General features: G+C 65.6%; 1 protein-coding gene. It reads right to left on the bottom strand.

Going from position 1 to position 2,878, the window contains the following annotated elements:
• Positions 1 to 166 precede the first annotated feature (166 nt).
• Positions 167 to 2,629, bottom strand: coding sequence for an HAD-IC family P-type ATPase (locus AC50X6_RS18680; RefSeq protein ID WP_494967631.1), 2,463 nt, complete (start codon positions 2,627 to 2,629; stop codon positions 167 to 169).
• Positions 2,630 to 2,878 lie beyond the last annotated feature (249 nt).

Here is a 2,878-nt window from a genome sequence, read left to right as displayed (position 1 = left end):
GCACCCGGGAGGGTGTGGGAGAGTAGGTCACCGCCGGACAACCATTAAACGGTCGAGAGCCTCCAACCACCAGGTCGGAGGCTCTCCCGCATTTAACCCCCAAACCAAAACCCCGCACCACCCGCCGCCGGATTCCCGCCACCCCACCGGACACCCCCAGCAACCGTCAGCGGGGGAACTTGCGGCCATGGATCCAGGCGAGGACTTCGATCGCTAGGCCCCCGGCGGCTCCTGCAAGAAGCGCGGCCCGCAGCAGCTCCGCCGCCGGCCAGAGCAGGTTGAAGAAGTCCTGCGCGATCGGTACGTTGAGCAGGGTCACCAGGCTTGCGCACATGGCGATCACGAGTGCCAGCTTCTTTGCATCGAGCGGCCGGGCCACAACGGAGAGAATCCACAGCCCGACAATCGACAACGTGATTACTGATGCTGCCCGCAGCGCTTGTGGCCCGGAGCCAAAGCCGGCTGCCCCCGTGTAGGCAGTCAACCCAAGCAGCGACCCCGCGACGATGAGACCCGCCGGTATGGAGAACGACAGCGAGCGGCGGAGGAATCCGGGCCGATAGCGCCGGGTATTGGGCATGAGTGCCAGGAAGAAGGCCGGGACTCCGATGGTCAGCCCATCGATGAAGGACAGTTGGCGCGGGAGGAACGGAAACTGCAATTGCAGGAGCCCAAAGCTTGTCGCAATCGCGATGGAATAGGCCGTTTTACTCAGGAAGAGGTTCGAGACCCGTTCAACATTGGCGATGACTTGCCGGCCCTGGGCCACAACCCCAGGAAGCTTGTCGAAGCGGCCGTCCAGCAGTACCAGCCTGGCCACCGCTTTGGTGGCTGCGGCCGCGGAGTCCATCGCTATGCCGATATCCGCCACTTTCAGAGCCAGCGCATCATTGACTCCGTCGCCGGTCATTGCCACGGTATGACCGCGGCGCTGTAGAGCTGCCACCATGTCCTTTTTCTGCGCGGGGCTGACCCTGCCGAAAACCGTATTGTTTTCCATCTCATCCTCAAGCGCGCCTGGCTCTTCCGGCAGCGTGCGGGCATCGTAGCCGTCCCGGACCTCGAGTCCCAGCTGCCGCGCAATCGCCGCGACAGTGCGGGGGTCGTCGCCGGAAATGATCTTCAACTCAACGCCCTCCTCACGGAAGTAGGCCAGGGTCTGCCGCGCATCGGGCCGGATCTGCTCCCGGAACGTCAGCACCACCACGGGCCTCATCCCGGACGGCAGTGTCGTCCCGTCTCCGGATAGGACCGCACAATTGGCATAGGCCAGCAGGACGGTCCGCAGCCCCGAAGCCGCCAGTTTTCCGGCCTGGCCCAGTACCTCTTCCGACGCCGACCCCGCGCCGGTTCTGCCAGAAATCCCGGCGGCGTCCCCTGAGAGCACCATTTCCGGCGCACCCAGAATCCAGGAGTGCCTGTCCCCGCTTCCGCCGTCGAAGGTGACTGAGCTCCACTTCCGGGCGGAAGAAAACGGCACAGACGACACAGCCGGGCTGCCGCCGTCGTTCTCAAAGGCCGCGGCGAGACAGCGCGCCGTCGCGTTCGCCTCGGGATCTGACGCGAACCAGCCGAGTGCCCGTTCCCAGCCCGGTTCCGCAGGCTGTGCCAGCTCGTGCACTCCGTCGAAGACGATCCCGCCTTCCGTGAGCGTCCCGGTCTTGTCCAGGCACAGGACATCGACCCGCGCGAGGCCTTCGACCGCTGCCAGCTCCTGAATGAGAACCTTCCCGCGAGCCAGCCGGAGCGCGCCGACGGCGAAGGCCACACTCGAGAGCAGGACAAGCCCCAGAGGTACCATGGCGATGACGCTGGCGATCACGCCGACCAAAGCGGAGGTCCAGGTGCCGCTGGTGAAGGCCTCTTCCCAGCCGCCGCGGGCCTGCATCTCGCCGTTCGCGACGATAAGTGCGACCGGCAGCAGCGCCCAGGTGAGCCAGCCAAGGATCCGGTTGAGGCTGTTGCGGATTTCGGAGTTCACAAGGGAAAAGCGTTTGGCGTCGGCCGTGAGTTTGCTGGCGAAGGACTCGGCGCCCACCCGGATGACCCGTGCTGTGCCGCGGCCGGCAACAATGGTCGAGCCGGAGAGGACCTCGGTACCCGCGTCCTTGTCCACCGGGTCCGACTCGCCGGTGAGGAGTGATTCGTCGGCCTCCAGTCCGCCGCTTTCGAGGACCCAGGCGTCTGCAGTGACTTGGTCTCCGGCCCGCAGCACCACCACGTCGTCACGCACGACGCCGGCAGTAGCGATGTCCTGGATGTCACCGTCGCGCAGTACCCGGGCCAGCGGGGCATCCATGACCGCCAGCTGGTCAAGGGATTTCTTGGCCCGGTATTCCTGCACGACACCGATCACGGCGTTCCCCGCCGCCGCGAGCCCGAAGAGGGCATCCTGCCAGCTGCCCAGCAGCAGCAGGATAGTAAAGCTGGTGACCACAATGGCATTGAACAGTGTCAGCACATTCGCCCGGATGATCTCCCACAGGCTGCGGCTCGTTGTGTCTGGCACCTGGTTGGCTAGGCCGCTCGCCACCCGGGAGGCAACCTCGACCGCGGAGAGGCCGGCGGCAGCGGGCCCGGATACACGCCGATATGGAAGTACGGGTCCGGGGCGCCGAGGTTGGGACATCCACTGATCGTAACCGGCCCGGGGTCCGGAGCGGGTGACGCACGGCACACCCTCTGTTTTCGGGGGCAGGGTATATTTTGCGCGCTGGCGAGGCGCCCCGGCCTTCTGTGGCAGGGTCTCTGACCGCGGGTGGGGCTGGTTTGCGGTGGGGGTTGGGTGGGTGTATTGTTTTCTAAGTCGCCACGGGGGAGACCAGCGGATTTGCTGGGAACCGGAGGCGGCCAATCCCCTAATTTTCAAGGCCAGGAT

This window comes from Pseudarthrobacter sp. HLT1-7 (assembly GCF_059383435.1).
Note: the sequence above shows the minus strand (reverse complement) of the source record. Positions and strands in the feature narration are given on the sequence as shown.

What these genes read in the sequence shown, in the direction of transcription:
- AC50X6_RS18680 (WP_494967631.1), bottom strand. Translation starts at nt 2,629, where the DNA reads ATGTCCCAACCTCGGCGCCCCGGACCCGTACTTCCATATCGGCGTGTA.